Below are 24,611 nucleotides of genomic sequence, written 5' to 3' on the forward strand. Positions count from 1 at the left end.
GCCACAAAAGCCTCTGTAATCAGCAGCCACACAAGGCGCTATCCAGCACCTTGCGCAACTCCAGCGGATGATCGACCACCACATCCGCGCCCCAATGCCGCGGGTTATCGTCCGGATGAATGTAGCCGTAGGTCACGGCGGCCGTCTTGGTGCCGGCATCGCGACCGGATTCGATATCGCGCAAGTCATCACCCACAAACAGCACGCTGGCCGGATCCAGGTCGAGCATTTTGCACGCCAGGATCAACGGCTCGGGGTCAGGTTTGCTGTTCTTCACATGGTCCGGGCAGATCAGCAGCGCCGAGCGCTCGGCCAGCCCAAGTTGCTGCATGATCGGCTCGGCGAACCGCAGCGGCTTGTTGGTAACCACGCCCCAGATCAGGTTGGCCTTCTCGATGTCGGCCAGCAGTTCGCCCATGCCGTCGAAGAGTTTGCTGTGAACCGCGCAACCGGCGAGGTAACGCTCCAGAAACTCCAGGCGTAATTCCTCGAAACCCGGTGATTCCGGGTCCATGGAGAAGGTCACGGCGACCATCGCCTTGGCGCCGCCGGAGATCTCGTCGCGAATGTGTTTGTCGTTCATTGGCGGCAAGCCGCGATCGGCGCGCATCGCCTGACAGATCGCAATGAAGTCCGGCGCGGTGTCGAGCAGGGTGCCGTCCATGTCGAAAAGAACTGCTCTGATACGCATCGGCTTACTCCTCGCGCAGGGTCTGGATCATGTAGTTGACGTCCACGTCGGAGGCCAGTTTGTAGTGCTTGGTCAGCGGGTTGTAGGTCAGGCCGATGATGTCCTTGACGGTCAGGCCGGCCATGCGGCTCCAGGCACCCAGCTCGGACGGGCGGATGAATTTCTTGAAATCGTGAGTGCCGCGCGGCAGCAGCTTCATGATGTATTCCGCGCCGACAATGGCGAACAGGTACGCCTTCGGGTTGCGGTTGATGGTGGAGAAGAACACCTGGCCGCCGGGCTTGACCATACGGAAGCAGGCGCGGATCACCGAGGATGGATCCGGCACGTGCTCGAGCATTTCCAGGCACGTGACCACGTCGAACTGCTCAGGCATTTCTTCTGCCAGGGCTTCGGCGGTGATCTGCCGGTATTCGACGCTCACGCCGGATTCCAGTTGATGCAGTTGCGCAACCGCCAGCGGCGCTTCGCCCATGTCGATGCCCATCACAGTAGCGCCGCGCTGGGCCATGGCTTCGCTGAGAATGCCGCCGCCGCAACCGACGTCGAGGACTTTCTTGCCGGCCAGGTTGACCCGCTCGTCAATCCAGTTGACCCGCAGCGGGTTGATGTCGTGCAGCGGTTTGAACTCGCTTTCGCGGTCCCACCAGCGATGGGCCAGGGCTTCGAATTTGGCGATTTCGGCGTAGTCGACGTTGCTCATGGTTAAGTCCTCTAAAACTTGAAAAATCCTGTTGCCCCGGTGGTGAGTCCGGGGGGCTTACGATTCGGTATGGCCGCTGATGCGCTGGCCCCAGGCCTTGGCGGTGGCGCACAGCTGTTGTTCATCCAGGCGAGTCAGGCGACGGTCGTCGAGCAGTTGCTTGCCGGCGACCCAAAGGTGTTTCACGCAGTCACGGCCGGTGGCATATATAAGCTGCGAAACCGGGTCGTAGACCGGTTGCTGCGCCAGGCCGGAGAGGTCGAATGCGACGATGTCTGCCGCTTTGCCGACTTCCAGCGATCCCACTTCGGATTCAATGCCCAGCGCGCAGGCGCCATTGAGCGTGGCCATGCGCAAGGCGCGATGAGCATCCAGCGCAGTGGCCGAGCCGGCGACGGCTTTGGCCAGTAAAGCGGCGGTGCGGGTTTCGCCGAGCAGGTCCAGGTCATTGTTGCTGGCCGCACCATCGGTGCCGACCGCCACATTGACGCCAGCCTGCCACAAGCGCTCCACCGGGCAGAACCCGCTGGCCAGCTTCAGGTTGGATTCCGGGCAATGAATCACGTTGGTGTTGCTTTCTACCAGCAGCACCAGGTCTTCGTCGCTGATCTGAGTCATGTGGACGGCCTGGAAGCGCGGCCCCAGCAAACCCAGGCGACCGAGACGGGCCAACGGGCGTTCGCCGCGCTGCTCGACGGACTGCTGCACTTCATGAGCCGTTTCATGCACGTGCATGTGGATCGAGGCGTCCAGTTCTTCGGTGATCACCCGGATTTTCTCCAGGTTCTCGTCGCCCACCGTGTAGGGTGCATGGGGGCCGAAGGCGACTTTGATGCGCTCGTGGTGCTTGAGATCGCCAAATAATTCGACGCCCTGACGAATGGCTTCATCCGCCGTGCTGGCGCCCGGGATAGGGAAATCGAGGATCGGAATCGCGATTTGCGCGCGAATGCCGCTGTTGTGGACGCGCTCGCTGGCAACCTTCGGGAAGAAATACATGTCAGAGAAACAGGTGATGCCACCTTTGATCTGCTCGGCGATCGCCAGATCGGTGCCTTCACGTACAAAAGCTTCATCGACCCACTTGGCTTCGGCCGGCCAGATGTGGTTCTCCAGCCAGGTCATCAGCGGCAGATCATCGGCCAGGCCACGGAACAGCGTCATCGCCGCATGCCCGTGGGCATTGATCAAACCGGGGCAGAGCAACATGTCCGGCAGTTCGCGGACTTCGGTTGCGTTAAGCTTCAGCGCTGCCGAGCGTGGGCCGATGAATACGATGCGTCCGTCGCGGATGCCCAGGGCGTGCTCTTTGAGGACAACGCCAGCGGGTTCGACGGGTACCAGCCAGGTCGGCAGCAATAGCAAGTCGAGCGCAGCGGCAGTGTTCGGCATCGAGAATCGGTTCCAGAGCTTTTGTAAAGGATGGCGAAGTATACCCGAGCGTCTTCGCAGGGGGATCGCTATAATCGACGGCTTTTGTTCATGAGTACGGGGTGACGGATGCGCGATCGACTGTTGGCTGCGGAGAAGGTGAAGGCCATCGATTGGCGTGATGACGCCCTTTACCTGCTGGATCAGCGTATTTTGCCGTTCGAAGAAACATGGATCGCCTACACCAGCGCTGCTGGCGTGGCCGAGGCCATTCGTTCGATGGTGGTGCGCGGCGCGCCGGCGATTGGCATCAGTGCCGCCTACGGTGTTGTGCTGGCGGCCCGCGCGCGGTTTGCCGAGGGCGGTGACTGGCAGGCGGCGCTGGAAGAGGATTTCGCGCTGCTGGCCGACTCCCGTCCGACCGCGGTGAACCTGTTCTGGGCCCTGGGCCGCATGCGCGACCGGCTTGAGCGTCTGAAGCATCACGCCGATCCGCTGTCGGTGCTGGAGGCGGAGGCTATCGCCATTCACGAGAGTGATCGCGAAGCCAACCTGACCATGGCGCAACTGGGTGTGGACCTGATCCGCAAGCACCAGGGCAACGCCCAGGCGATTCTGACCCACTGCAACACCGGCGCTCTGGCCACCGGCGGTTTTGGCACGGCGCTCGGCGTGATTCGTGGCGCTTTCATTGAAGGCATGGTCGAGCGCGTCTATGCCGACGAAACCCGCCCCTGGCTGCAAGGTTCGCGGCTGACCGCATGGGAACTGGCCAACGAAGGCATTCCCGTCACGCTCAACGCGGACTCCGCCGCCGCCCACATCATGAAGACCAAGGGCATTACCTGGGTAATCGTCGGCGCTGACCGGATCACCGCCAATGGCGACGTGGCCAACAAGATCGGCACCTATCAGCTGGCGGTAAACGCCATGCACCACGGCGTGCGTTTCATGGTGGTGGCGCCGAGTTCGACCATCGACATGAACCTGGCCAGCGGCGATGACATTCCGATTGAAGAACGCGATGGTCGCGAGTTGCTGGAAGTCGGCGGCAAGCGGGTCGGGGCGGATGTCGATGCGTTCAACCCGGTATTCGACGTGACCCCGGCTGACCTGATCGATGCGATCGTCACCGAAAAAGGCATCGTCGAGCGCCCGGACACTGCGAAAATGGCGCAGTTGATGTGCCGTAAGCGTCTGCATTGATGTCCTTTGGTGCCTGATAAATCGCCATCGCGGGCAAGCCCGCTCCCACAAGGTTCTGTGTCGTACCGAAAATCTCGGGCATATCCTGAACCCTGTGGGAGCGGGCTTGCCCGCGATGGGGCCCGCAAAGTCAACAAATCAGCCTGAATTCTGTATTCGGCAACTCTCTAAGCCTCTCTCGTCCCCTTCAAGCCTGTCACCGGTCAACTAACTATGCTCCATGCGCATCAGGGGGATAGGTGCGTGGCGGCTCTTGTGATAACATCCGGCGGTTTCCAAGGTAGCCCGATGTGGCTGCCTTTACTGCGCAGATCCATGGCATAACTCGTTGATTTGTCGTAAGTCGGTGCATGGCACTCAGCCTGCAGCGGCGAGCTTCGTTCGTCCCATATGGATGTGACGAAGTTTCACCAGAAAAAGGAATCAGGCTTCTCATGGGCGAACTGGCCAAAGAAATCCTCCCGGTCAATATCGAAGACGAGCTGAAGCAGTCCTACCTCGACTACGCGATGAGCGTAATTGTCGGGCGGGCACTGCCGGATGCGCGCGATGGCTTGAAGCCCGTGCACCGGCGTGTGCTGTTCGCGATGAGCGAGCTGGGCAACGACTTCAACAAGCCGTACAAGAAATCTGCCCGTGTTGTCGGTGACGTGATCGGTAAGTATCACCCTCACGGTGATACCGCGGTGTACGACACCATCGTTCGGATGGCGCAGCCATTCTCGCTGCGTTACCTGCTGGTAGACGGTCAGGGCAACTTCGGTTCCGTGGACGGCGACAACGCCGCCGCCATGCGATACACCGAAGTGCGCATGACCAAGCTGGCGCACGAGCTGCTGGCTGACCTGCACAAAGAAACCGTGGACTGGGTGCCGAACTACGACGGCACCGAAATGATCCCGGCGGTCATGCCGACCCGTATTCCCAACCTGTTGGTCAACGGCTCCAGCGGTATCGCCGTGGGCATGGCGACCAACATCCCGCCGCACAACCTCGGTGAAGTCATCGACGGTTGCCTGGCTCTCATCGACAACCCTGAGTTGACCATCGATGAGCTGATGCAATACATCCCCGGTCCGGACTTCCCGACCGCCGCGATCATCAACGGTCGCGCCGGCATCATCGAAGCCTACCGCACCGGTCGTGGCCGCATTTACATGCGCGCCCGCTCGATGATCGAAGACATCGACAAGGTCGGTGGCCGTCAGCAGATCGTCATCACCGAACTCCCTTACCAGCTGAACAAGGCCCGTCTGATCGAGAAGATCGCCGAGCTGGTAAAAGAGAAGAAGCTCGAAGGCATCACCGAACTGCGCGACGAGTCCGACAAGGACGGTATGCGCGTTGTGATCGAACTGCGTCGCGGCGAAGTGCCTGAGGTGATTCTCAACAACCTCTACGCCCAGACCCAGCTGCAAGCGGTGTTCGGTATCAACATCGTCGCGCTGATCGACGGCCGTCCGCGGATCCTGAACCTCAAGGACCTGCTGGAAGCCTTCGTTCGTCACCGTCGCGAAGTCGTTACCCGCCGTACCGTGTTCGAACTGCGTAAAGCCCGCGAACGTGGTCACATCCTGGAAGGCCAAGCGGTTGCCCTGTCGAACATCGACCCGGTCATCGCCCTGATCAAAGCCTCGCCAACGCCGTCGGAAGCCAAGGAAGCGCTGATCAAGACGGCGTGGGAATCTTCCGCCGTGGTCGCGATGGTTGAGCGTGCCGGTGCCGATTCGTGCCGTCCAGAGACCCTGGACCCGCAATACGGTCTGCGGGAAGGCAAGTACTTCCTGTCGCCAGAACAGGCGCAAGCCATTCTGGAACTGCGTCTGCACCGTCTGACCGGACTGGAACACGAAAAGCTGCTGGCCGAGTATCAAGAGATCCTCAACCAGATCGGCGAGCTGATCCGCATCCTCAGCAGCGCCACGCGCCTGATGGAAGTGATTCGCGAAGAGCTGGAAGTGATCCGCGCCGAATACGGCGATGTGCGTCGCACCGAGATTCTCGATGCCCGTCTCGACCTGACCCTGGGTGACATGATCCCGGAAGAAGAGCGGGTCGTGACCATTTCCCACGGTGGCTACGCCAAGACCCAGCCGTTGGCTGCGTACCAGGCTCAGCGCCGTGGCGGTAAAGGCAAATCGGCTACCGGCGTCAAGGATGAGGACTACATCGCTCACCTGCTGGTCGCCAACAGCCACACCACGCTGCTGCTGTTCTCCAGCAAAGGCAAAGTGTACTGGCTGAAAACCTACGAAATCCCGGAAGCCTCCCGCGCGGCCCGTGGTCGTCCGCTGGTCAACCTGCTGCCGCTGGACAGTGATGAATACATCACCACCATGCTGCCGGTCGACGAGTACACCGAAGGTCACTTCATCTTCATGGCCACTGCCAAAGGCACCGTGAAGAAGACCCCGCTGGAATCCTTCAGCCGTCAACGCAGCGTCGGTCTGATCGCGCTGGAGCTGGACGAAGGTGACGTACTGATCTCTGCCGCCATTACCGATGGCGAGCGCGAAGTCATGCTGTTCTCCGACGGCGGCAAGGTCACTCGCTTCAAGGAAACCGACGTTCGCGCCATGGGCCGTACCGCTCGCGGTGTCCGCGGCATGCGTCTGCCGGAAGGCCAGAAGCTGATTTCCATGCTGATCCCGGAAGAAGGCAGCCAGATCCTCACTGCTTCGGCCCGTGGTTTCGGCAAGCGCACGGCGATCACCGAGTTCCCTGAGTACAAACGTGGCGGTCAGGGCGTTATCGCCATGGTCAGCAACGATCGTAACGGCCGTCTGGTCGGTGCAGTCCAGGTGCTCGACGGTGAGGAAATCATGCTGATTTCCGACCAGGGCACTCTGGTTCGTACTCGCGTCGACGAAGTCTCCAGTCTGGGTCGTAACACCCAGGGCGTGACCCTCATCAAACTGGCCAGCGATGAAACGCTGGTAGGTCTGGAGCGGGTTCAGGAGCCGTCGGAAGTCGAAGGTGAAGAGCTGGAAGAAGGTGAAGAGGGTGCAGTGTTCGACGGCGAAGTCGTGATCGACGAGGTTGTTGAAGATCAGCAACTCGACGCCGCCGCTGACGAAGAACCGCAGGAATAAGCGGACAAACGGGGGGCGGATGAGAATTCGCCCCCTTGTTGTTTGTCCGTAAAGAAATATCGACACCCATGGAGATCTCTGTAGGAGTGAGCCTGCTCGCGATCGCATCACCGCGAAGTTTCAGACATACCGCGGGCGCCTGCATCGCGAGCAGGCTCACTCCCACAAAAGCTGTGCTTCAGCAGGGACCCCTGTGTCGATTGATGTTGTGATTTATTGCGTGATTACCACCAAATCAGAGCGAGATTGGATGTGAGCAAGAGAGCCTATAACTTCTGTGCCGGTCCTGCGGCACTTCCCGAAGCTGTCCTGCAGCGCGCCCAGGGTGAACTCCTTGATTGGCACGGCAAGGGCCTGTCGGTTATGGAAATGAGCCATCGCAGCGATGAGTTCGTGTCCATCGCCACCAAGGCCGAGCAGGATCTGCGTGATCTGCTGAATATCCCCTCGAACTATAAAGTGCTGTTTCTGCAAGGTGGCGCCAGCCTGCAATTTGCTCAGATTCCTCTGAACCTGTTGCCGGAAAGCGGCACCGCCGACTATATCGATACCGGTATCTGGTCGCAGAAAGCCATCGAAGAAGCTTCGCGCTACGGAAACGTCAACGTTGCCGCTACCGCCAAGCCTTACGACTATTTCGCTATTCCCGGTCAGAACGAATGGAAGCTGTCGAAAGATGCGGCCTACGTTCACTACGCGCCGAACGAAACCATTGGCGGCCTGGAATTCAACTGGGTTCCGGAAACCGGTGATGTCCCGCTGGTCGCCGACATGTCTTCCGACATTCTCTCGCGTCCGATCGATGTTTCGCGCTTCGGCATGATCTACGCCGGCGCCCAGAAGAACATCGGCCCGAGTGGCATCGTCGTCAACATCGTTCGCGAAGACCTGCTGGGTCACGCCCGTTCCCTGTGCCCGACCATGCTCAACTACAAGGTCGCGGCTGACAACGGCTCGATGTACAACACCCCGCCAACCCTGGCCTGGTACCTCTCGGGTCTGGTGTTCGAGTGGCTGAAAGAGCAGGGTGGTGTTGAAGCCATCGGCAAGCTCAACGAAGTGAAACAGCGCACGCTGTACGACTTCATCGACGCCAGCGGCTTGTACAGCAACCCGATCAACAAGTCGGATCGCTCGTGGATGAACGTGCCGTTCCGCCTGGCTGACGACCGTCTCGACAAGCCATTCCTGGCCGGTGCCGACGAGCGTGGCCTGTTGAACCTCAAGGGTCACCGTTCCGTGGGTGGCATGCGTGCCTCCATCTATAACGCCGTCGACATCGTTGCGGTCAACGCACTGATTTCGTACATGGCAGAGTTCGAGAAGGAACACGGCTAATGTCTGAGCAAGAACTCAAGGCACTGCGCCTGCGCATTGATGCCCTGGACGAGAAAGTCCTGGAGCTGATCAGTGAGCGCGCACGCTGCGCCCAGGAAGTTGCGCGAGTAAAGATGGCCTCGCTGGCCGAAGGCGAAGTGCCGGTGTTCTATCGTCCTGAGCGTGAGGCTCAGGTGCTCAAGCGTGTCATGGAGCGCAACAAGGGGCCGCTGGGCAACGAAGAGATGGCGCGGCTGTTCCGCGAAATCATGTCCTCGTGCCTGGCCCTCGAGCAGCCGTTGAAAGTGGCGTACCTCGGCCCTGAAGGCACCTTCACCCAGGCCGCCGCGATGAAGCACTTCGGTCACGCCGTGATCAGCAAGCCGATGGCAGCGATCGACGAAGTGTTCCGTGAAGTGGCGGCCGGTGCGGTGAACTTTGGCGTGGTCCCGGTGGAAAACTCCACCGAGGGCGCGGTCAACCACACCCTCGACAGCTTCCTCGAACACGACATGGTGATCTGTGGCGAAGTCGAGTTGCGGATTCACCACCACCTGTTGGTCGGGGAAAACACCAAGACCGATAGCATCAGCCGTATCTATTCCCACGCCCAGTCCCTGGCCCAGTGCCGCAAGTGGCTGGACGCCCATTACCCGAATGTCGAGCGCGTGGCGGTGTCCAGCAACGCCGAAGCGGCCAAGCGGGTCAAGGGTGAGTGGAACTCGGCGGCGATTGCCGGCGACATGGCGGCAGGCTTGTACGGGCTGACCCGTCTGGCCGAGAAAATCGAGGATCGCCCGGATAACTCCACGCGATTCCTTATGATCGGCAGCCAGGAAGTGCCGCCGACCGGCGACGACAAGACGTCGATCATCGTCTCCATGAGCAACAAGCCCGGCGCACTTCACGAGTTGCTGGTGCCGTTCCACGACAACGGCATCGACCTGACGCGAATCGAGACGCGTCCTTCGCGCAGCGGTAAATGGACCTACGTGTTCTTCATCGACTTCGTCGGCCACCACCGTGATCCGTTGATCAAGGGTGTGCTGGAAAAGATCAGTCAGGAAGCAGTGGCACTCAAAGTGCTGGGTTCCTACCCGAAAGCAGTTCTCTAAGGGCGGTAGCAAATGAGTGGTGACTTCCTCGCTCTGGCACAGCCGGGCGTGCAACAACTTTCGCCTTACGTTCCGGGCAAACCCGTGGACGAACTGGCGCGCGAGCTGAACATCGATCCGGCCAACATCGTCAAACTGGCCAGCAACGAAAACCCGTTGGGCGCCAGTCCCAAGGCGCTGGCGGCGATTCGCGAAGAATTGGCCGAGCTGACTCGTTATCCGGACGGCAACGGTTTTGCGCTCAAGACCCTGCTGGCCGATCAGTGCCGCGTCGAGCTCAATCAGGTGACGCTGGGCAACGGTTCCAACGACATTCTGGAACTGGTCGCCCGTGCCTATCTGGCGCCGGGCCTGAATGCGGTATTCAGCGAACACGCGTTTGCGGTCTATCCGATCGTGACCCAAGCCGTCGGCGCTACGGCCAAAGTGATCCCGGCCAAAGACTGGGGTCATGATCTGCCGGCCATGCTGGCCGCGATAGATGCCGATACCCGCGTAGTCTTTATCGCCAACCCGAATAACCCGACCGGGACCTGGTTCGGCGCCGAAGCGCTGGACGAATTCCTGCAGGACGTACCAGAACACGTGCTGGTGGTGCTGGACGAGGCCTACATCGAATACGCCGAAGGCAGCGACTTGCCGGATGGCCTGGACTTCCTGGCGGCTTACCCGAACCTGCTGGTTTCGCGCACGTTCTCCAAGGCTTATGGTCTGGCGGCGTTGCGGGTCGGCTACGGCTTGTCCACGGCGGTGGTTGCGGATGTGCTGAACCGCGTGCGTCAGCCGTTCAACGTCAACAGCCTGGCCCTGGCCGCGGCGTGCGCTGCGCTGCAAGACACCGAGTACCTGGCCGAAGGCCGTCGCCTGAACGAATCCGGCATACAGCAGCTGGAAGCGGGTTTCCGTGAGCTGGGGTTGGGCTGGATTCCGTCCAAGGGCAACTTCATCTGTGTCGATCTGGGTCGTGTTGCGGCGCCGGTCTTCCAGGGTTTGCTGCGCGAAGGCGTGATCGTGCGTCCGGTGGCCAATTACGGCATGCCGAACCACTTGCGCATCACCATCGGTCTGCCGGCGGAAAACAGCCGCTTCCTCGAAGCGTTGACCAAGGTTCTGGCTCGTGGTTGATGTCACTGCACTGCAATCTGCTGAACCTATGATCGGTCGCCTGGTGGTGGTCGGTCTGGGGCTGATCGGCGGTTCGTTTGCCAAGGGGTTGCGTGAAAGCGGTCTGTGTCGCGAAGTGGTCGGGGTCGACCTCGACCCGCAGTCGCGCAAACTGGCGGTTGAGTTGGGTGTGGTGGATCGCTGCGAAGAAGACCTGGTGGCTGCTTGCCAGGGCGCTGACGTGATTCAGCTGGCCGTGCCGATCCTCGCCATGGAAAAAATGCTCGGCCGCTTGGCCAGCATGGACCTGGGCCAAGCGATTCTGACCGACGTCGGCAGCGCCAAAGGCAATGTGGTGCGGGCGGCAACCGAAGCGTTTGGCGGCATGCCGTCGCGTTTCGTGCCGGGTCACCCGATTGCCGGTTCTGAGCAGAGCGGGGTGGAAGCCTCTAACTCAGAGCTGTTCCGTCGCCATAAAGTGATTCTGACACCGCTGGATCAAACCGATCCGGCAGCCCTGGCAGTGGTCGACCGGTTGTGGCGCGAATTGGGCGCTGATGTCGAGCACATGCAGGTCGAGCGTCATGACGAAGTGTTGGCGGCGACCAGCCATTTGCCGCACTTGCTGGCGTTCGGTTTGGTCGATTCGTTGGCCAAGCGCAATGAAAACCTTGAGATCTTCCGTTACGCTGCCGGCGGTTTCCGCGATTTCACAAGAATCGCGGGGAGTGACCCGGTCATGTGGCACGACATCTTCCTCGCCAACCGCGAAGCTGTCCTGCGCACACTCGATACATTTCGCAGCGACCTCGACGCCTTGCGCGACGCGGTCGATGCAGGGGATGGGCACCAATTGTTGGGCGTGTTCACTCGCGCCCGGGTTGCCCGCGAACATTTCAGTAAAATCCTGGCCCGCCGGGCTTATGTGGACGCTATGAATTCCAACGACCTGATTTTCCTGGCACAACCTGGTGGCCGCCTGACTGGGCGGATTCGAGTACCGGGCGACAAATCGATTTCCCACCGTTCGATCATGCTCGGCTCCCTGGCTGAAGGCGTTACCGAAGTGGAAGGTTTCCTCGAGGGCGAAGACGCCCTGGCAACCTTGCAAGCCTTCCGCGACATGGGCGTCGTGATCGAAGGTCCGCACCACGGTCGCGTGACCATTCACGGCGTCGGCCTGCATGGCCTGAAGCCAGCGCCGGGCCCGATCTATCTGGGCAACTCCGGCACTTCGATGCGTCTGCTGTCTGGCCTGTTGGCTGCGCAGAACTTCGACAGCACGCTGACGGGCGATGCTTCGCTGTCCAAGCGTCCGATGAATCGCGTGGCCAATCCGCTGCGTGAAATGGGCGCTGTGATCGAGACCGCTGCTGAAGGTCGTCCGCCGATGACCATTCGCGGCGGCAACAAGCTCAAAGGCCTGACCTACACCATGCCGATGGCCAGTGCCCAGGTTAAATCCTGCCTGCTGCTGGCGGGTTTGTACGCTGAAGGCAAAACCACCGTCACCGAGCCGGCTCCAACCCGCGACCACACCGAGCGCATGCTGCGTGGCTTCGGCTACCCGGTTACCGTCAACGGCGCGACCGCGTCGGTCGAGTCCGGCCACAAGCTGACCGCGACCCACATTGAAGTGCCGGGCGACATCTCGTCTTCCGCGTTCTTCCTGGTGGCAGCATCGATCGCCGAAGGTTCGGAGCTGGTGCTTGAGCACGTCGGCATCAACCCGACCCGTACCGGTGTGATCGATATTCTGCGTCTGATGGGCGCTGACATCACCCTGGAAAACCAGCGTGAAGTCGGCGGTGAGCCGGTTGCGGATCTGCGCGTACGTGCAGCTAAACTCAAAGGTATCGAGATTCCGGAAGCGCTGGTTCCGCTGGCCATCGACGAATTCCCGGTGCTGTTCGTGGCCGCCGCCTGTGCCGAAGGGCGCACCATCCTGCGCGGCGCCGAAGAGCTGCGGGTTAAAGAGTCGGACCGGATTCAGGTCATGGCGGATGGCTTGCTGGCGCTTGGCGTCAAGTGCGAGCCGACCCCGGACGGGATCATCATCGACGGCGGCCAGATCGGCGGCGGCGAAGTGCACGGTCACGGCGATCACCGGATTGCCATGGCCTTCAGCGTGGCTTCGTTGCGCGCCACTGCACCGATCCGCATCCATGATTGCGCCAACGTCGCGACGTCGTTCCCGAACTTCCTCGCGCTGTGCGCGCAGGTCGGTATCCGTGTTGCACAAGAGGCTCAGTCGTGATTATCAAGCCACCGGTCATCACCATCGACGGGCCTAGCGGTTCGGGCAAAGGCACTATTGCCGGGATTCTGGCCAAGCGCCTGGGCTGGTGTCTGCTGGATTCCGGTGCGCTGTACCGTCTGCTGGCATTCGCCGCGCGTAACCATGGCGTCGATCTGACCAATGAAGAATCGCTGAAGCTGTTGGCCGCTCATCTGGACGTGCAGTTCGTCGGCGCGACCGAAGGTCATCCACAGCGGATCATTCTCGAAGGTGACGATGTCACTGATGATTTGCGCAACGAGCAAGTCGGCGCCTGGGCTTCCCAGGTCGCTGCGCTGCCGGCCGTGCGTGATGCGCTGCTCCAGCGCCAGCGGGCGTTTCAGGAGGCTCCGGGTCTGGTGGCCGATGGCCGCGACATGGGCACGGTGGTTTTTCCCGATGCACCGCTGAAGATATTCCTCACTGCCAGTGCCGAGGAGCGTGCGCGCCGTCGATACTTGCAGTTGAAGGGCAAAGTCGATGGTGTTAGTCTGTCGAGTCTGCTAGATGAGATACGTGTCCGCGATGAGCGTGACACCCAGCGAGCGGTAGCCCCGCTCAAACCGGCGGCTGACGCCATACAGCTGGATTCCACGGAATTATCCATCGAACAGGTGCTGGAACGCATCATGAGCGAGATCGCCATTCGCGATATCGCCGGGTGACCAAGAAACTCCGTAGGGGACCAGTCATAGTCTTGCGGTGTTTCTTCTAATGAACATAACCCACGTCGTCTGGGACGTGGAGATGGGCGTATCCTTCGCCCTTATTCAACAGGAATTAAAATGAGCGAAAGCTTTGCGGAACTCTTTGAAGAAAGCCTAAAAACCCTGAACCTTCAGGCAGGCTCCATCATCACCGGTGTTATCGTTGATATCGATTACCAAGCTCGCTGGGTAACCGTTCACGCTGGCCTGAAGTCTGAAGCACTCATCCCGCTTGAGCAGTTCTACAACGACGCTGGCGAACTGACTATCAACGTCGGTGACGAAGTTCACGTTGCTCTGGACTCGGTTGAAGACGGCTTTGGTGAAACCAAGCTGTCCCGTGAAAAAGCCAAGCGCGCTGAATGCTGGATTGTTCTGGAAGCAGCCTTCGCAGCCGAAGAAGTGGTCAAGGGCGTTATCAACGGTAAGGTTAAAGGCGGCTTCACTGTCGACGTTAACGGCATCCGTGCGTTCCTGCCAGGTTCTCTGGTTGACGTCCGTCCTGTGCGCGACACCACGCACCTGGAAGGCAAAGAGCTGGAATTCAAGGTCATCAAGCTTGACCAGAAACGCAACAACGTTGTCGTTTCCCGTCGTAGCGTCCTCGAAGCCGAGAACTCCGCTGAGCGTGAAGCTCTGCTGGAATCCCTGCAGGAAGGCCAACAAGTCAAAGGTATCGTCAAAAACCTCACCGATTACGGCGCATTCGTCGATCTGGGTGGCGTCGATGGCCTGCTGCACATTACCGACATGGCTTGGAAACGTATCAAGCATCCTTCCGAAATCGTCAACGTTGGCGACGAGATCGATGTCAAGGTTCTGAAGTACGATCGCGAACGCAATCGTGTTTCCCTGGGCCTCAAGCAACTGGGCGAAGATCCATGGGTTGCTATCAAAGCCCGTTACCCAGAAAGCACTCGCGTTACCGCTCGTGTAACCAACCTGACCGACTACGGCTGCTTCGCTGAGCTGGAAGAAGGCGTTGAAGGCCTGGTACACGTTTCCGAAATGGACTGGACCAACAAGAACATCCACCCTTCGAAAGTCGTACAAGTCGGCGACGAAGTGGAAGTTATGGTTCTGGACATCGACGAAGAGCGTCGTCGTATCTCCCTCGGCATCAAGCAGTGCAAATCTAACCCATGGGAAGATTTCTCTGGCCAGTTCAACAAGGGCGATAAAATCTCCGGCACCATCAAGTCGATCACCGATTTCGGTATCTTCATTGGTCTGGACGGCGGCATCGACGGTCTGGTTCACCTGTCCGACATCTCCTGGAACGAAGTGGGCGAAGAAGCCGTTCGCCGCTTCAAGAAGGGCGACGAGCTGGACACCGTTATCCTGTCGGTTGACCCAGAGCGCGAGCGTATCTCCCTGGGTATCAAGCAACTGGAAAGCGATCCGTTCTCCGAGTACGTTCAAGAGAACGACAAAGGCGCAATCGTTAAAGGCATCGTGAAAGAAGTTGACGCTAAAGGCGCCATCATCACTCTGGCCGACGATATCGAAGCGACTCTGAAAGCCTCCGAAATCAGCCGTGACCGCGTTGAAGACGCGCGCAACGTTCTGAAAGAAGGCCAGGAAGTAGAAGCCAAGATCATCAGCGTTGACCGCAAGAGCCGTGTAATCCAGCTCTCCATCAAGTCGAAAGACGATGCTGAAGAGAAAGAAGCAATCCAGAGCTTGAAAGACAAGCCTGCTGCTGACATCGCTGCTGGTCCTACCACTCTGGGCGACCTGTTGCGTGCACAAATGGAAAAACAGAACTAAGTTCTGTCAGACCATAGAAAAAGGGCGACTTCGGTCGCCCTTTTTTGTGCCTGCGATTTGGTGATTTTGATGATTTCGCGGCGCTGCGATTGTTTGTCGTGAAACCAATCCTGCTGACAAGTTGTCTCTTTCTTTAATCGGATCAATCGTTTATTTACGGCTAGTCTTTAGCTTGAAGCGAGCGACCGTCAGGCGGCGTGTCCTGCCTAAGGAAGTGAATGAACAAGCTCATTGTCTTAATAGCAGTACTGACATTGGCGGGCTGTACCACTAATGCCAAGACTCATGCAGTGCGTGGGGTCAGTGGCATCGAGATCGATTGTTCAGGGCTGGGGTCGGGGTGGGAGAAGTGTCGCAAGCGAGCTAGCAAGGAGTGCAAGGCGGCGGGCTATAAAGTTGTAGCCCGGTCCGATGATGCCAAAGATGAGGATGAGTATCCCTTTGGCTTCAATCCTGCGGGCTATCTGACACGCACCATGCTGGTTATCTGCAGGTGAGTCCGAAAGGGCATGATCAGCGTTCCAGTGCTCTGAAATCGAGCATCTCTTTGTGGGTAAAGATATGTCAAAACTCGGGCTGTTCAAATTCATCCGGGCGTGCTAAAACCTTTGAAGCGCTGATCTAGCTGCTTGAAAAAGAAGGGAAAAATATGACGAAGTCGGAGTTGATCGAACGAATTGTCACCCATCAAGGGCTGCTCTCATCCAAGGATGTGGAGCTGGCCATCAAGACCATGCTCGAACAAATGTCCCAATGTCTGGCCACCGGTGATCGCATCGAGATCCGTGGGTTTGGCAGCTTCTCCCTGCACTACCGCGCACCGCGCGTAGGTCGCAATCCAAAAACCGGTCAGTCCGTCAGTCTCGACGGCAAGTTCGTGCCGCATTTCAAACCGGGCAAAGAATTGCGCGATCGTGTGAATGAAGACGAGGAGGAAGGGCTTTGACGGGCTCTGTGATTCAAGGAGCCGCTCATGCGTAACCTCAAGCGCGTACTTCTCGCCGTATTCGTCCTGTTGCTGATTTTGGCGATCTTGGCGTTCGTTCTCGAGAATCAACAATCGGTTTCCCTGCTGTTCCTGGGTTGGGCGGGGCCTCAGTTACCAGTTTCGGCGATTACGGTAATTGCGTTGTTAGTGGGTATGTTGATCGGGCCTTGTATTGGTTGGTTGCTTGGTCGCACCTCCCGGGTTCGTCGCAGGCGTATGGTCTAAATGGCTCTCTCTGGTGGCATAGGTGAGTAATGGGTCAAAAATGCCGTGTGAAGGTATTGCTTGAAAAGTCGTTGCTCTCCAGTGCTGCTGGTTCGATCCTTGCGCGTGTAAGGTAAACATGCGAAGCTCACCGACCAGCTAGGTCGTGTCAAGAATTAGGCTTGTCATCGTGATCCTTGACGAAGCATGCCGTGCCTTTGCAATTCGTTGATAGCCCGGTCGGATGAGTGAATATGCAATCAAGTATGCTGTGCTTGTCTTGTTTTTCTGCCGAAGTCTCAAGGTTTCGAATGTTGAGGCTTGCCTGTTTTAAGGTGATCTCCCATATATTATGTGGTCGAGGTCTAGATCAGCGGCAAACTATTTTAATGAGTTATGGGATAGTAATATCATTGGTTGATCGATGAATAATAACGCATTTCTATCTAAGTTTCTTTTATATGTTCCGGTAAAATTAATTCCTGCTTTTATGGGGATTTTTTTCGTTTTTTTTCTGTATAAGTTTTTTCCGGATGGGCAGTACGTAAGTTATTCTGTTTGTGTGACTTGCGCATTGATAGCTGCGCAACTATTTGCAGGGTGGGTGGGTAATTCATATGTCTATTATTTTTCAGGAAGTGATGATAAGAAAAGTTTTTTTTCAAGTTCTTTAGCAATAATATTGCTTATAGCACCAGTGGCAGGGGTAATGGCTGCCTCTGTTTGCTTATTTTTTATTGGAGGTGACTTTGTTTTTGTTTGCGTCTGGGGCTTGTGCGTCAGCCAGATATTGTTTTTCTTTTTATCGTCAGTTTGTCAGGCCGATTTTTTGGTATGGCTGCAGTTGAGGGCTGCCGTTCTTCAGGCGGGTGTGCAGGCGATATTGATTTTTACGTTATTTGATAGGTTGGGTGTTGATTTTCGATACGCATTAATCGCTTTGTCAGCTGGATATATTTCTGCCTCCGCTCTTCTTTTATTTAGCGTTGTAAGGAAGCTTGGCTTCTCTAATCCATTAATGTTTCGTGAGAAGTTTAAAAGCATCCTGGAATCTTTATATCAGTATGGCGCGGCCCTGTCGCCTTGGATCTTTGGTATGTTGGTGATGGCCGCAGCGGATCGATTTGCGATTGGATATTACGATATTGAACATGGTGATACGTATCTATCTCTGAAGGACTTGTTTGCCGGAGGGGCTGGTTTGTTGAGCATGCCACTGTTGATGGTGGTTCACCCGTTGTTGATTAGAAAGTTCAGGGAGAAACGCTTTGCTGCTAGTATAATAGAAAGCTCGTTTGGCTTCCTCGTAGTTACTTTCTCTCTCTTGTGGTGCGCTTTAAGTTTTGTAGGGTTCGATTTTTTTGAGCGACTGACTGGCAAAACTATCGATGTGTCTCTGTGGGTTGTGTTTTTCTCCTTTGTGAGCGTGTTTCTCAACTCTTCCTCTGTGTACATACAAAAAAGATTGGAAGTGCATCGCAAGATGAGGTTGTTAGCAGCATTGTCTGTTGGTTCGGCGTTGGTCTCAATTGTCTTTTCATGCGTGGGCGGAAGGTTCTGGGGGATCTATGGTGTTTCAATTGGGCTAATGCTTGCACAAGGTCTTTATTTTTTGCTTGTTGCTTACAGTATCCAAAAAAAAATAAGCCTTTATCGCTGTTTTGTAGCGCCGCTAATCGTGTCTTTTTTGGTCGCGATAATAGGTTCTGTTTATTATTATGCGTTGGGCGATTGGTTAGGATTGAGTGATTGGCGAGTGAAGGCAATAGTGTGGCTAGTAGGGTTTTCTGCTATTAGCCTCTTGGCGCTCTGGAGGGGTGTCAGGTGGAAAGGGTTAACCGGAGGGGCTGTTTAATGGTCAATAATATAATTGAGCACGCCTTCTGGGTGGCGGCAGTTGATTGTATGACTCGGCAGGCGGGCGAGGTGTGTAGGTTAATTATAATGGGCGGGCAGATAAAGCAATGAAATTATTAGATGAGTTTAGAGTCTGGGTGTCCAGAAATTTAGCTCCGATTATATTTCTTTCAGCTTATTTTTTTACCGTGGTGCTGGGTAATATAATTTATAGCTTTCCTTTCGGAAAGGTTCAGCTTTTAAGAAGCGAGTACACTGCTGATATCCTGAGTTTCGATACGCTGTTTAGCTCGGGGTATTGGGTGCTGCTTTTTCTCCCCTTTGTGCTCACGCCTCTTGTGGTTGTATTGGTGAGAAAGGTGTTGGGCGGGGTTGTTCTTAAATTATCGAGTTTTGTAATTCAGTTTTCGAAAGTCGAATACCTTTTCATATTGGTTGCTTGCTATGGCATTGTTTTGTTCGCTTTGTTGAAAGCAGACGCTTTTTTGCTGTTTTTAAATGGTGCTGATGCGGTTGCTTCTGTTGTGGCGCGTTTCAAGATCAGAAGCCAGGTCGGTTTTATCCCCTTGATGGTACTGATGTCTCTCCTTCATTTTTTATCTATCTATTCCTTCGTGCGATGGATGCGGGAAAGAAGTTGGTTTTGGGGGGGCGCAAGTGTTTTCAACAGTGTAGTTATGTCCGCTTTTTTAATTATGCTGAATATGAAATGGCCTATCCTTATATTTTATGCTGGTTTGGTTCTTGCAATCTTCGTGTACGCCAAACGATACGCTTATCTGAAGACCGCGCTCGGGGGAGTTCTACTGATAACCGTTTATTTCTTGATTTCGGCATTCGTGTTCCGTCTTGCAGCAACCGAGTCAACCGAGTCAACCGAGTCAAGCGTGTCGACCGGGTCGACCGGGTCGGCCGTTGAGGCTTCAGCTATTCCATCTGGTCCGCGAACTAAAATTGTAGATGTTGGCGCAGCAGCAGCAACAAATGCGCCAATGCTCATATTTGCTGCGGTTAATCGTATGGCTATTATTTACCCCTACTACTATGAGGTCTTTACGCGGGAAGGTGCCGTGTGTGGTGGTATTCTCGCTCAAGCGAAGATAGGACCTGCATGTCGTCCAAGTACTTTTATTTATACCCGGATGTTTAATGACAGTTTTAACGGGCGGGGCACTGCTCCTGCAGCTGTTCATATTTCAGGGTATGCATTGGGTGGCTGGCCGGTAGCGATCGGTTTTCTTGTTTGCGCTTCGTTGGTTTTGGGGTTGTTTACGTGTCTTCCGTTGCAGTTGAATGCCGTGACTGGATCACTGGCAATCACTGGTGCGATAGCTGGGTATCATTATTCGCAGTTACCGTTGGAAGGTCCGATTATCTATGATCATGGACTGCTTTGGGTCTTCCTGTTGTTGTTTGTTTTTGTTGGCTATCGTTACCTCCTTGGTGTTTTTAGAGGGTCGTCGGCGAGCTTGGAAAAACAGAATCTGCGATGAACGTCAGTGCGCTCTTCGGGGCGCATTGTTACTTCTCGTACTGTTAGTGGCTGCTGAGAGTGTTTATGCGTTTTTCATGGAGTCGCGAGGAGGAGGTGATGGGTAAGAGAGTAGCGTTGTTAGGATTCTATGTAGGAGATCGGTACTTTGAACAGTTCTCAAAGAATGATCCTTTTCCACAAGTGGCCGCTTATAAGCTAGAAGGGCGATTTCGGGATGCCTTGAGCATAGGCGGTGTCGACGTCGAGTCAGTCGCCAGTCTAGCGGTTTCAACTTACCCGCGAAACAAGAGGATTTATTTCCCTGGTGCGCGCTTTGTCGATGAAGCCGGTATCCGAGGCATCGTGACTCCATTGTTGAATTTGCCGATCCTGAAGTTATTCTCACGCTTCTTGGGAGCCATCTTGGCACTCAGTCAGGTAAAGGGCAGAAAACTTGATGCGGTATGCGTGTACGCTGCCCATACGCCTAATTTATTGGCCGCTTACATATTTAGGAAGTTTTTCAAAGTACCATTCTTTGTGTATGTGCCGGATCTTCCTTCCTTTATGGATATGGGGATGAAGAGGTCGTCCTTGTTGAAGTTTTTTAAAAAGGTTGATGGGGGTATTATTGATTATCTAATAAGCGCGTCCTCAGGGCTCTTTGTAATCAGTAAATATATGGTTGAAGATAATCCGGCATGGCGCAAGAAACCATATTGGGTGCTTGAGGGGATCGCAGGGGGCACGCTTACGGATAAATGCGTCAAACCAACCCCTGAGCCGGAGGTGCCTGCCAAGAAAATTATTTTCTACGGTGGAGGTTTGAACAGGGCTTACGGTATAGCGGAGCTTGTCGAGGGTTTTATCCAGTCTGATTTGGATTATGAACTTTGGCTTTGCGGTCGCGGCGACTTGGAGGAGTTTCTCATGGATGCCTCGAAAAGATGCCCCGCCGTTAAATACCTGGGAAATATCACTCCCTCAGAAGTTTCATCTATACAGTCTCTATCTGCGTTGTTGGTTTTAAGTCGTGACCCGCAGGAAACTTATACACGCTACTCTTTTCCTTCTAAGTTGCTGGAGTATATGGTTAGTGGCGTTCCGGTGTTGACCACGCGCTTGGGTGGAATACCCGATGAGTATTTTGAGTTTTTCAATGTGATTGAGGAGTTTTCGATTTCCGGGATCAGCGCTGCCCTGCGGGCAATTGATAACGCAGACCACCAGCTTTTGTTGCAGAAGGCCGCATGTGGTAAAGTTTGGGCTTTGGAACGCAAATCTAGCGCCGCTGTCGGTCGAAAAATTGTAGATTTTATGGAGAAATATAGTTGACTATTTTTAGCGATAAAAAATTGTTGATCACCGGCGGTACCGGTTCCTTTGGCAACGCGGTGCTGAAGCGCTTTCTTGACTCTGACATTGCTGAAATTCGGATTTTCAGTCGCGATGAAAAGAAGCAGGATGACATGCGTAAGCATTACGCCAATTCGAAGCTCAAATTCTATATTGGCGATGTGCGCGACTACCAAAGCGTCTTGAACGCTACCCGAGGTGTTGACTACATTTTCCACGCGGCGGCTCTCAAGCAGGTCCCTTCCTGCGAATTCCATCCAATGGAAGCAGTCAAAACCAACGTGATTGGTACCGAAAATCTGCTCGAGGCCGCTATCCAGAACGAGGTCAAGCGGGTTGTCTGTCTGAGTACCGATAAGGCGGTTTACCCTATCAACGCTATGGGCATATCCAAAGCGATGATGGAAAAGGTCATGGTCGCCAAATCGCGTAATGCCGATGACGATAAAACCGTTATCTGTGGGACCCGTTACGGAAATGTTATGGCGTCAAGGGGTTCGGTTATCCCTCTGCTTATTCAGCAGATTCGCGACGGTAAGCCATTGACGCTGACCGATCCGAACATGACCCGTTTCATGATGACGCTAGCTGATGCAGTCGATCTGGTCTTGTATGCGTTCGAGCACGGAAACAATGGTGATCTGTTTGTGCAGAAGGCTCCTGCCGCCACCGTTGAGATTCTGGCCAAGGCACTGACTCAAATGCTCAAAAAGCCTGAACATCCAATTCAGGTTATCGGCACTCGCCACGGCGAGAAGTTGTTTGAGGCACTTCTAAGCCGTGAAGAAATGGCGTGTGCCGAAGATCGTGGCGAATACTACCGTGTACCACCAGACTTGCGCGATTTGAACTACTCGAAGTTCGTTGAGCAAGGTGAAGAGAAGATTTCGCGAACTGAAGATTATAACTCCCATAATACAGAACGCCTGGATGTTGAAGGCATGAAACAGTTGTTGTTGAAGCTGGATTTCATGCGGGCCATTCAGCGTGGCGAACATGCAACGCCGGAGGAATGATCGATGAAAGTATTGATCACGGGCTCCAACGGTTTTGTCGGTAAGAACCTCATTGCGCATCTGAGTGAGCGGCCGGATGTGGAAGTCATACCGTTCACTCGGGACGACAACATTTCACAGCTTCCCGAGCTGGTACGTGATGTGGATTTCGTCTTTCATCTTGCTGGTGTAAATCGACCTCAGAGCCCAGAGGAGTTCAAAACCGGCAATACAGATCTGACCAAGGCTTTGTGTGACGCTATAACCGCTGGTGGCAGATCGGTACCCGTGCTTTACACTTCGTCCAGTCAAGCGGAGTTGAATAATCCATATGGCAGTAGCAAACGAGGAGCCGAAGACGCCTTGCTTGCCTTGACCGAACACTCTAGTTCTCCAGTGTATTTGTTTCGCTTGCCGAATGTTTTTGGGAAGTGGGCGCGTCCAAATTACAACTCTGCAGTTGCTACCTTTTGCCATAATATCGTCCACGATTTGCCTATACAGATCAATGATCCGCAGGCACTCATAAATCTTGTTTATATTGATGATGTCATTGCTAAGTTTATCGCTGCCATGGACGGGCAACTGTCCCGTGAGACGTTTGTTGCCGTCGAGCCGCAATACAGTATTACTGTAGGTGCATTGGCCGATCAGTTGCGAGCGTTTCGTCATAGTCGGTCTAGCCTGATTACGGAAGCCGTTGGAACAGGGCTGATTCGCGCCCTTTACTCAACTTATGTCAGTTACCTGCCTCCAGAATCTTTTAATTATTCGATACCTAAATATGGTGATCCCCGCGGTACATTCGTGGAGATGCTCAAGACCGTTGACAGTGGTCAGTTTTCCTACTTTACGGCGCACCCTGGTGTTACTCGTGGGGGGCATTACCATCACTCGAAAACCGAGAAATTTTTGGTTATCAGGGGCAAGGCTTGCTTCCGGTTCCGGCATATCTTGTCTGGTGAGTTCTATGAGCTTTTCACTACTGGAGAGCAGCCAGAGGTCGTTGAGACGGTAACGGGTTGGACGCACGACATCACCAACGTCGGAGATGATGAAATGATCGTTATGCTTTGGGCTAATGAGATTTTTGATCGCGAGCGACCTGACACGTATGCGCGCCCGGTGGGAACTCAGGCGTAGATATCACAATCTTGGTTAGTGCCGGATAACGGTAGGCCGCTTCAGTGAAGAAGTTGCGGGCGTCCTAAGCCTCCGGCTCGTTTTGATAGATTAGGTAGAATTTGAAATGAAAAAAATGAAAGTTGTCACGGTAGTAGGTACCCGTCCAGAAATTATCCGTTTATCACGGGTGATGGCCAAGCTCGATCAGTATTGTGACCACGTACTGGTTCACACAGGTCAGAACTATGACTATGAACTGAATGAGATTTTTTTCCAGGACCTGGGTATTCGCAAACCTGATTACTTTCTCAACGCTGCGGGGGCAACGGGCGCAGAAACCATCGGCAACGTGATCATCGCTGTCGATCGGGTACTGGCCGAAGTGCAGCCCGAAGCACTGCTGGTGCTGGGTGATACCAATAGCTGCATGGCAGTGATACCTGCCAAGCGCCGCAAGATTCCAACCTTTCATATGGAAGCTGGCAACCGCTGTTTCGACATGCGCGTACCTGAAGAGATCAATCGTCGCATTGTCGATCACACCGCAGACATCAATCTGACTTACAGCACGATAGCTCGTGATTACCTGCTACGTGAAGGCCTGTCTCCCGACATGGTCATCAAGACAGGCAGTCCGATGTTCGAAGTACTCAATCATTACCGTGAAGGTATTGAGGCATCGGATGTGCTGGAACGTCTAGGGTTGGAGGCAGGCAAGTTTTTTGTTGTTAGCGCACACCGTGAAGAGAACATTGATTCCGATACTAACTTTGGCAAGTTGGTGGAGGTACTGAATACCGTGGCAGAACATTACGACTATCCGGTCATTGTTTCGACTCACCCTCGTACCCAGAAACGCGTTGATGCGATGGGTGTGACGTTTCACAAAAACGTACGGCTACTCAAGCCCCTAGGCTTTAAGGACTATAATAAACTGCAGCTTGAATCCAAGGCTGTTCTGTCCGATAGCGGCACGATCAACGAAGAATCCTCTATTCTGAACTTTCCTGCATTGAATATTCGGGAAGCGCATGAGCGTCCGGAAGGTATGGAGGAGGCCGCTGTGATGATGGTCGGTCTGGAGGTTGAGCGTGCGATGCAGGGCTTGCAGGTCTTGGAGGGTCAAAGCCGGGATGAGGAACGCAGCCTGCGGCTGGTAGCAGACTACAGCATGCCGAACGTAGCTGAAAAAGTGGTGAGGATTGTCCATAGCTATCGTGATTATGTAAATAGGGTCGTTTGGAAAAAGTACTAAGTT

General features: G+C 55.3%; 20 protein-coding genes. 17 read left to right on the forward strand and 3 right to left on the reverse strand.

Annotated features, from left to right (window positions below):
• Positions 1-19: 19 nt before the first annotated feature.
• The 3 genes from mupP to QF010_RS20445 are packed head-to-tail and all read right to left on the reverse strand — an operon-like array spanning position 20 to position 2,786.
• Complete coding sequence (mupP, locus tag QF010_RS20435) at positions 20-691, reverse strand: N-acetylmuramic acid 6-phosphate phosphatase MupP (protein WP_033055824.1); 672 nt, start codon at positions 689-691, stop codon at positions 20-22.
• 4 nt (positions 692-695) lie between these two features.
• Complete coding sequence (ubiG, locus tag QF010_RS20440; RefSeq protein ID WP_033055822.1) at positions 696-1,394, reverse strand: bifunctional 2-polyprenyl-6-hydroxyphenol methylase/3-demethylubiquinol 3-O-methyltransferase UbiG; 699 nt, start codon at positions 1,392-1,394, stop codon at positions 696-698.
• A 57-nt stretch (positions 1,395-1,451) separates the two neighbouring features.
• On the reverse strand, positions 1,452-2,786 hold the full coding sequence (locus QF010_RS20445) for a TRZ/ATZ family hydrolase (protein WP_429533803.1): 1,335 nt from the start codon (positions 2,784-2,786) through the stop codon (positions 1,452-1,454).
• A gap of 108 nt (positions 2,787-2,894) precedes the next feature.
• Between QF010_RS20445 and mtnA the strand changes: the two genes are divergently transcribed.
• The 17 genes from mtnA to wecB all read left to right on the forward strand — a co-directional run bounded on the left by mtnA (position 2,895) and on the right by wecB (position 24,608).
• A complete protein-coding gene (mtnA, locus tag QF010_RS20450) occupies positions 2,895-3,971 on the forward strand; it encodes an S-methyl-5-thioribose-1-phosphate isomerase (protein WP_429533804.1) in 1,077 nt (358 codons plus the stop codon).
• A gap of 434 nt (positions 3,972-4,405) precedes the next feature.
• Positions 4,406-7,063: a DNA gyrase subunit A gene (gene gyrA, locus QF010_RS20455; protein ID WP_429533805.1), complete on the forward strand. Its 2,658-nt coding sequence runs from the start codon at positions 4,406-4,408 to the stop codon at positions 7,061-7,063.
• Positions 7,064-7,315: 252 nt separating this feature from the next.
• Positions 7,316-8,401, forward strand: coding sequence for a 3-phosphoserine/phosphohydroxythreonine transaminase (serC, locus tag QF010_RS20460; RefSeq protein WP_429533806.1), 1,086 nt, complete (start codon positions 7,316-7,318; stop codon positions 8,399-8,401).
• A complete protein-coding gene (gene pheA, locus QF010_RS20465) occupies positions 8,401-9,495 on the forward strand; it encodes a prephenate dehydratase (RefSeq protein WP_033055815.1) in 1,095 nt (364 codons plus the stop codon). Before serC ends, pheA begins: the two co-directional genes overlap by 1 nt.
• A gap of 12 nt (positions 9,496-9,507) precedes the next feature.
• Positions 9,508-10,620: a histidinol-phosphate transaminase gene (gene hisC, locus QF010_RS20470; protein WP_429533807.1), complete on the forward strand. Its 1,113-nt coding sequence runs from the start codon at positions 9,508-9,510 to the stop codon at positions 10,618-10,620.
• A 28-nt stretch (positions 10,621-10,648) separates the two neighbouring features.
• On the forward strand, positions 10,649-12,856 hold the full coding sequence (locus QF010_RS20475; protein WP_429533838.1) for a bifunctional prephenate dehydrogenase/3-phosphoshikimate 1-carboxyvinyltransferase: 2,208 nt from the start codon (positions 10,649-10,651) through the stop codon (positions 12,854-12,856).
• Complete coding sequence (gene cmk / locus QF010_RS20480) at positions 12,853-13,542, forward strand: (d)CMP kinase (protein ID WP_415770470.1); 690 nt, start codon at positions 12,853-12,855, stop codon at positions 13,540-13,542. Before QF010_RS20475 ends, cmk begins: the two co-directional genes overlap by 4 nt.
• A 120-nt stretch (positions 13,543-13,662) precedes the next feature.
• The gene (rpsA, locus tag QF010_RS20485) at positions 13,663-15,354 is read left to right on the forward strand and encodes a 30S ribosomal protein S1 (protein ID WP_033055812.1); all 1,692 of its coding nucleotides are present in this window, start codon (positions 13,663-13,665) and stop codon (positions 15,352-15,354) included.
• A 218-nt stretch (positions 15,355-15,572) separates the two neighbouring features.
• Positions 15,573-15,851 carry a hypothetical protein gene (locus tag QF010_RS20490; protein WP_429533808.1) on the forward strand — a complete coding sequence of 93 codons (279 nt, stop codon included), beginning with the start codon at positions 15,573-15,575 and terminating at the stop codon, positions 15,849-15,851.
• A gap of 152 nt (positions 15,852-16,003) precedes the next feature.
• Entirely contained in the window at positions 16,004-16,300 is a 297-nt protein-coding gene (gene ihfB, locus QF010_RS20495; protein ID WP_003369729.1) for an integration host factor subunit beta, read from the forward strand.
• 27 nt (positions 16,301-16,327) lie between these two features.
• Positions 16,328-16,567: a lipopolysaccharide assembly protein LapA domain-containing protein gene (locus QF010_RS20500; RefSeq protein ID WP_429533809.1), complete on the forward strand. Its 240-nt coding sequence runs from the start codon at positions 16,328-16,330 to the stop codon at positions 16,565-16,567.
• A 403-nt stretch (positions 16,568-16,970) separates the two neighbouring features.
• On the forward strand, positions 16,971-18,401 hold the full coding sequence (locus QF010_RS20505) for a sugar transporter (RefSeq protein ID WP_429533810.1): 1,431 nt from the start codon (positions 16,971-16,973) through the stop codon (positions 18,399-18,401).
• A gap of 109 nt (positions 18,402-18,510) precedes the next feature.
• On the forward strand, positions 18,511-19,896 hold the full coding sequence (locus QF010_RS20510; RefSeq protein WP_429533811.1) for a hypothetical protein: 1,386 nt from the start codon (positions 18,511-18,513) through the stop codon (positions 19,894-19,896).
• A 98-nt stretch (positions 19,897-19,994) separates the two neighbouring features.
• Positions 19,995-21,212: a glycosyltransferase gene (locus QF010_RS20515; RefSeq protein ID WP_429533812.1), complete on the forward strand. Its 1,218-nt coding sequence runs from the start codon at positions 19,995-19,997 to the stop codon at positions 21,210-21,212.
• A 2-nt stretch (positions 21,213-21,214) separates the two neighbouring features.
• A complete protein-coding gene (locus QF010_RS20520) occupies positions 21,215-22,249 on the forward strand; it encodes a polysaccharide biosynthesis protein (protein ID WP_429533839.1) in 1,035 nt (344 codons plus the stop codon).
• Positions 22,250-22,252: 3 nt separating this feature from the next.
• A complete protein-coding gene (gene wbjC, locus QF010_RS20525; RefSeq protein WP_429533813.1) occupies positions 22,253-23,371 on the forward strand; it encodes a UDP-2-acetamido-2,6-beta-L-arabino-hexul-4-ose reductase in 1,119 nt (372 codons plus the stop codon).
• 106 nt (positions 23,372-23,477) lie between these two features.
• Positions 23,478-24,608 carry a non-hydrolyzing UDP-N-acetylglucosamine 2-epimerase gene (gene wecB / locus QF010_RS20530; RefSeq protein ID WP_429533814.1) on the forward strand — a complete coding sequence of 377 codons (1,131 nt, stop codon included), beginning with the start codon at positions 23,478-23,480 and terminating at the stop codon, positions 24,606-24,608.
• Positions 24,609-24,611: the final 3 nt, after the last annotated feature.

The sequence above is a fragment of the Pseudomonas silensiensis genome, from assembly GCF_050434865.1.
GTDB classification, from domain to species: Bacteria; Pseudomonadota; Gammaproteobacteria; order Pseudomonadales; family Pseudomonadaceae; genus Aquipseudomonas; species Aquipseudomonas fluorescens_W.